Consider the following 6,248-nt stretch of genomic DNA (forward strand, 5'->3'; position numbering starts at 1 on the left):
AAGTGTCCGGTGTGCGGCACAACAGTGAACCGCATCCTGGGCAAGGCGAAGGTCTGACCCCGACAGGCGGCCCGCCGGGTGGCCGAGAGCTACGCCCTCCAGACCGCGCGCGCCGGCGGGAACTGGCAGGCGTACGTCAGCGTCGCCGACCCGGCCGGCGCGCCGGTGGTGGCGGTGTCGGACGAGGCGGACCGGCGGATCGAGGCGTACAGCGTCAACAAGGTCGCGGTGGCCGTGGCGGTGCTCGACAAGGTCGACCGGGGGCTGCTGACGCTCGACCAGCGGGTCGAGGTGACCGCGGCGATCGTGGTGCCCGGCGGGGACGGCATGTTCAGCCTCGACGGGGCGTACCCGAGCTTCGTGACGCTCGGCCACGTGCTGGCCAACCTGCTGACCGTCTCCGACGACACGGCGGTGCGGCTGTGCGGCCTGGTCTGCCCGGCCGCCGAGCTCAACGACATCCTGCGCGGCAAGGGCTTCCCGAACACGCAGGTGCAGCCGGTCGCCAACCCCAACCGGTTCTTCCTCGGCACCAGCACCCCCCGGGAGACCCACGACCTGCTGCGCGCGCTGGTGGGCGGCACGCTGCTCTCGCCGGCCGGCACGGCGTTCGTGCTGCGGCTGCTGCGCGCCCCCGTCGCGTACACCGACGGGGTCCGGCGGGTCATGTCCTCGGCCGAGCGGGCCCGGGTCGCCACGAAGGCGGGCTGGTACGCCGACGCCCGGCACGAGGCCGGGGTGATCTTCGACACGGCCGGCGCGCCCGTGCTGACGTACGCCCTCTTCGCCGACGGGCAGGCCGAGGCGGACGACTACGGCGCGACCCACCCCGCCGTCGAGGCCCGGGCCCGGATGGGCCGGCGCTTCCTCGCCGCGGTGGACCGCCTGACCGGCACCGGCCTCACCCACCGGCCGACCACGCAGCGGCCCAGCAACGGCGGCTGAGCCGCCCCTCGACGCGTGGGGCCCGCCGCCCCGGCGGGCCCGCCGACTTCCGACGGTCCCCTGGTGGCCGGGCTACCGTGGACGACGGGACACGGCGGAGGGACGGCGATGGGCGCACCAGCGGAACGCGCGGGACTCGACGGGACGCTCGGGCGTCGGCTGCGCGGGGCGGCCGGGCTGGCCGCGCTGGCCGGGCTCGCGTGGGTGGCCCGGGACGTGCCGGCGGCGCTCGGTGGCCGGCTCACCGGCGCCCGCGCGGAGCGGGCCGCCCGCTCCCCCCGGTTCCGCGACGGCACCTTCCACAACCCGGGCGGCACCCGCTCGATGGCCGGCGCCCCCGACCGCAGCCTGATCCGTGAGCTGATCTTCGGCAAGCAGAAGCGCCGGCCGAGCGCCGCCGTGCCGCTGCTGCGCCCGGGAGCCGCCCCCGCCGCCGACGCCGGGCGTGAGCTGAACGTCGTCTGGTACGGCCACGCCTCCGCGCTGATCGAGATCGAGGGCCGCAAGGTGCTGCTCGACCCGGTGTGGAGCGACCGGTGCTCCCCGTCGACCCTGGTCGGCCCGCGCCGCCTGCACGAGCCGCCGGTACGCCTCGACGAACTCCCCCCGGTGGACGCGATCCTGATCTCGCACGACCACTACGACCACCTCGACATGGCGACCGTGCAGGCGCTGCTCGGCAGCCAGTCGGCGCCGTTCCTGGTGCCGCTCGGGGTGGGCGCGCACCTGGACCGCTGGGGCGTACCGGCGGAGCGGATCGTCGAGCTGGACTGGTCGGAGAGCCACCGGGTGGCGGGGCTGGAGATCACGGCCACCGCCGCGCAGCACTTCTCCGGCCGGGGGCTGCGCCGCGACGGCACGCTCTGGAGCTCCTGGGTCGTCGCCGGCGCGCACCGGAAGGTCTTCTACACCGGCGACTCCGGCTACTTCGACGGCTACGCCGAGATCGGCGAGCGGCACGGGCCGTTCGACGTCACGCTGATGCAGATCGGGGCGTACGACCGGGCCTGGCCGAGCATCCACATGTTCCCCGAGGAGGCCGTCTCCGCCCACCTCGACCTGCGCGGGGGGCTGCTCGTGCCGGTGCACTGGGCGACGTTCAACCTCGCCCTGCACGACTGGTCCGAGCCGGTGGACCGGATCTGGGCCGAGGCGAAGGCCCGGGACGTCCGGCTGGCCGTGCCCCGCCCCGGGGAGCGGGTGGTGGTGGACGACCCGCCGGCCGTCGACGGCTGGTGGCAGGCGGTGGCCTGACCTGGGCGGACGTGCACCGGCTGGCGGCGCCGCCCTCAGAGGACGAAGGCGTCGGTCCAGAGCGCCCCGGAGCGGCCCGACAGGGCGTCCAGCATGGCGACCGCCTGTCCGTCGGTGAGCTGGGCGACGAAGTCGACGATCGCCCGCCCGCGTGCCTTGCCGATCCGGTCCGGCGTACGCGGGTGCAGCTCCGCCTCGGCCAGCTCCACCAGGTCGTGCAGGCGGCGCGGCAGCCGGGACTCCTCCTCGGGGTCGAGCAGCCACTCCAGCAGCGCCTCCACCAGGGTGCCCAGCAGCCGGGCCTGCCCCCGCTGGTGCAGGGCCAGGTCGGGCCGGGCCAGCACGAACCGGTGGTGGACGAACTTGAGCACCTGCACCTCGTGCCACTGCGCCGGGGCGAGCAGCACGTGGCCGGAGCGGACCGCCGGCTGCTCGACCACGGTGATCGCGTCGACGAAGCGGGTCGTCCAGCGCGCGGAGAACCGGGCCACGTACTGCTCCGCCTCGATGGAGCCGTCGAAGGGCATGGCCAGCAGCCCCTCCACCAGTTCCTCGCGGACGTGCTCGACGGCGGCGGCGAACGCCTCGTCGTCGGCGACCCAGGCGTCCTTGCGGTGCAGTTGCCGGCGCAGCCGCTCGATCGCCGAGCCGGGCCGGCGGGCGGCGGCGGCCAGGGCCGCGTCGGTGATGGCCCGGAAGTGCCCGCTCTCGCGCTGCCAGGCCATCAGCTCGGCGGCCACCGCGCCCTGCTGGAGCACCCCGACCCGGTAGAAGTCCTCCACGTCGTGGATCGCGTACGCGACGTCGTCGGCCGTGTCCATCACCGACGCCTCGACGGTCTGCTGCCAGTCCGGGATCCGGCCCACGAAGGGCTTCCGGGCCTGCCGCAGGTCGTCCACCTCGGTCCGGTACGCCCCGAACTTCGACGAGCCGCTGTCCGGGTCGTCCGGCGGCGGGGTGGCGCCGCGTGGCGGCGGGTCGAGCAGCCGGGGGTGTGGGTCGGGATGGTCCAGCCGCGTCCACGGGTACTTCAGCAGCGCCGCCCGCACCGCCGCCGTGAGGTCCAGGCCGGTGGTCGCCGCGCCGCGGATCTCGGTGCTGGTGACGATCCGGTACGACTGGGCGTTGCCCTCGAAGCCGTCGGTCAGCCCGAGCCGCTGGCGGGCCAGCCGGTCCAGTACCCGCTCCCCCAGGTGCCCGAACGGCGGGTGGCCGAGGTCGTGCGCGAGCGCGGCGGCCTCCACCACGTCCGGGTCGCAGCCGCCCAGCTTCTCCAGCAGGTCGCGGTGCCGCTCGTCGGCGGTGAGCCGCTCGGCGATGGCGCGTGCCACCTGCGCCACCTTGAGGCTGTGCGTCAGCCGGTTGTGCACGAGCAGGCCGGAGCCGCCGGGGCTGACCACCTGGGTCACGCCGTTGAGCCGGGCGAAGAACGGCGAGGCCACGATGCGGTCGCGGTCGGCCCGGAACGGGCTGGCGGCGAGGTCGCCGAGCGCCCGGGCGCTGCCGCCGAAGAGCCGCCGGGCGCGCGGGTCCACGGGAGGTTCCATGATCGCCACGCTAGCGCAGCGCGGGCCGCAGCGCCGACGGGTCACCGCCGGCACGCCGGGCCGGGGGCGGCGACGGCCGTCGGTCCGGGCCGGCACAATGCAGGGCGGAACCCACACCGAAGGCGGATCGAGATCGTGACCCTCTCTGTTCATCAGCGGATCGCCGAGGAGCTCGGCGTCGCCGAGCGTCAGGTACGGGCGGCCGTGGAGCTGCTCGACGGCGGCGCGACCGTGCCGTTCATCGCCCGCTACCGCAAGGAGGCCACCGGCCTGCTCGACGACACCCAGCTGCGCACCCTGGAGGAGCGGCTGCGCTACCTGCGCGAGCTGGACGAGCGGCGCGCGGCGGTGCTGGAGTCGATCCGCGGTCAGGGCAAGCTCGACGAGGCCCTGGAAGCGCAGATCATGGCGGCCGACTCGAAGTCCCGCCTGGAGGACATCTACCTGCCCTACAAGCCCAAGCGCCGGACCCGGGCGCAGATCGCCCGCGAGGCCGGGCTGGAGCCGCTCGCCGAGTCGCTGCTGGCCGACCCGGGCCAGGATCCGCGCCAGACCGCCGCCGGCTACGTGGACGCGGAGAAGGGCGTGGCCGATCCCGCCGTCGCCCTGGAGGGCGCCCGGGCCATCCTCATCGAGCGCTTCGCCGAGGACGCCGACCTGATCGGCACGCTGCGCGAGCAGATGTGGTCGCGGGGCCGGCTGGTCTCACGGGTACGCGACGGGCAGGAGTCGGCCGGCGCGAAGTTCGCCGACTACTTCGACTTCGCCGAGCCGTACCCGAAGCTGCCCTCACACCGGATCCTGGCCATGTTCCGGGGCGAGAAGGAGGGCGTGCTCGACCTGACCATGGAGCCCGAGGAGGCCGGCGACGCCGACGCGGTGCCGACCGGGCCGAGCCGCTACGAGGCGGCGATCGCCGGGCGGTTCGGCATCACCGACAAGGGCCGGCCGGCGGACCGGTGGCTGGCCGACACGGTGCGCTGGGCCTGGCGCACCCGGATCCTCATCCACCTCGGCGCGGACCTGCGGATGCGCCTGTGGCAGGCGGCCGAGGAGGAGGCGGTGCGGGTCTTCGCCACCAACCTGCGGGACCTGCTGCTCGCCGCGCCGGCCGGCACCCGGCCCACGATGGGCCTGGACCCGGGCCTGCGTACCGGGGTGAAGGTCGCCGTCGTGGACGCCACCGGCAAGGTGGTCGCCACCGACACGATCTACCCGCACGAGCCGCGCCGGCAGTGGGACGCCTCGATCGAGACCCTCGCCCGGCTGGCCGGGGCGCACGGCGTCGAGCTGGTCGCCATCGGCAACGGCACCGCCAGCCGGGAGACCGACAAGCTCGCCGGCGAGCTGATCAAGCGGTACCCGCAGCTCAACCTCACCAAGGTGGTGGTCTCCGAGGCCGGCGCGTCGGTCTACTCCGCCTCCGCGTACGCCTCCCAGGAGCTGCCCGGGCTGGACGTCTCGCTGCGCGGCGCGGTCTCCATCGCCCGCCGCCTGCAGGACCCGCTCGCCGAGCTGGTCAAGATCGACCCGCGCTCGATCGGGGTCGGCCAGTACCAGCACGACCTGTCGGAGGTGAAGCTCTCCCGCTCGCTGGACGCGGTGGTCGAGGACTGCGTCAACGCGGTCGGCGTCGACGTCAACACCGCCTCCGCGCCGCTGCTGACCCGGGTCTCGGGCATCGGCGCCGGGCTGGCGGAGAACATCGTGCTGCACCGCGACGCGAACGGCCCGTTCCGCACCCGGGCGGAGCTGAAGAAGGTCGCCCGGCTCGGGCCGAAGGCCTTCGAGCAGTGCGCCGGCTTCCTGCGCATCCCCGGCGGCGACGACCCGCTGGACTCCTCCAGCGTGCACCCCGAGGCGTACCCGGTGGTCCGCCGGATCCTGTCCACCACGGGGCAGGACCTGCGGTCGCTGATCGGCAAGAGCACGATCCTGCGGGGGCTGCGGGCCACCGACTTCGTCGACGACACCTTCGGCCTGCCCACCGTCACCGACATCCTCGCCGAGCTGGAGAAGCCGGGCCGCGACCCGCGGCCGGAGTTCCGCACCGCCACCTTCGTCGAGGGGGTGGAGAAGATCGGCGACCTGGTGCCCGGCATGGTGCTGGAGGGCGTGGTCACCAACGTGGCCGCGTTCGGCGCGTTCGTGGACGTCGGCGTGCACCAGGACGGGCTCGTGCACGTCTCGGCCATGTCCCGGACGTTCGTCAAGGACCCACGGGAGGTGGTCAAGTCCGGCGACGTGGTGCGGGTCAAGGTGCTGGACGTCGACGTGCCCCGCAAGCGGATCTCGCTCACCCTCCGGTTGGAGGACGACGCGGAGGCGGGCGCCGGGCGCGGCGGCCCGGACGGCGGACGCCGCGAACGCGGCGGGCAGGGCGGTGACCGGGGGGCCTCGCCCACCTCCGGGAGGCGTGGCTCTTCACGGTGCCCTCGGAGCAGCGCAGGGCCCCGGCGACGTCGGCGACCGAGAGGTCCTCCAGGTAGCGGAGCACGACGG

4 protein-coding genes and 1 pseudogene are annotated in these 6,248 nt (G+C 74.7%); 3 read left to right on the forward strand and 2 right to left on the reverse strand.

Annotated features, from left to right (window positions below):
• The first annotated feature begins 78 nt into the window (after positions 1-78).
• Positions 79-945: a serine hydrolase gene (locus tag AB0G13_RS33485; protein ID WP_357883323.1), complete on the forward strand. Its 867-nt coding sequence runs from the start codon at positions 79-81 to the stop codon at positions 943-945.
• A 108-nt stretch (positions 946-1,053) separates the two neighbouring features.
• On the forward strand, positions 1,054-2,199 hold the full coding sequence (locus AB0G13_RS33490; RefSeq protein WP_357883329.1) for an MBL fold metallo-hydrolase: 1,146 nt from the start codon (positions 1,054-1,056) through the stop codon (positions 2,197-2,199).
• A gap of 35 nt (positions 2,200-2,234) precedes the next feature.
• On the opposite strand, the gene dgt is transcribed toward AB0G13_RS33490, so the two are convergent.
• Positions 2,235-3,746: a dGTP triphosphohydrolase gene (gene dgt, locus AB0G13_RS33495; RefSeq protein ID WP_357883332.1), complete on the reverse strand. Its 1,512-nt coding sequence runs from the start codon at positions 3,744-3,746 to the stop codon at positions 2,235-2,237.
• A gap of 135 nt (positions 3,747-3,881) precedes the next feature.
• Here dgt and AB0G13_RS33500 point away from each other — a divergent pair.
• A pseudogene (locus tag AB0G13_RS33500) lies at positions 3,882-6,131 on the forward strand (Tex family protein); the annotation flags it as partial.
• Here the strand turns inward: AB0G13_RS33500 and AB0G13_RS33505 are convergent.
• The coding region (locus tag AB0G13_RS33505) for a sigma factor-like helix-turn-helix DNA-binding protein (RefSeq protein WP_357883335.1) at positions 6,043-6,248 on the reverse strand (206 nt) is incomplete at its 5' end. The pseudogene AB0G13_RS33500 and the gene AB0G13_RS33505 overlap by 89 nt on opposite strands.

Origin of the sequence: Micromonospora sp. NPDC023633 (assembly GCF_040640035.1) — a bacterium.
Classification (GTDB): Bacteria; Actinomycetota; Actinomycetes; order Mycobacteriales; family Micromonosporaceae; genus Micromonospora.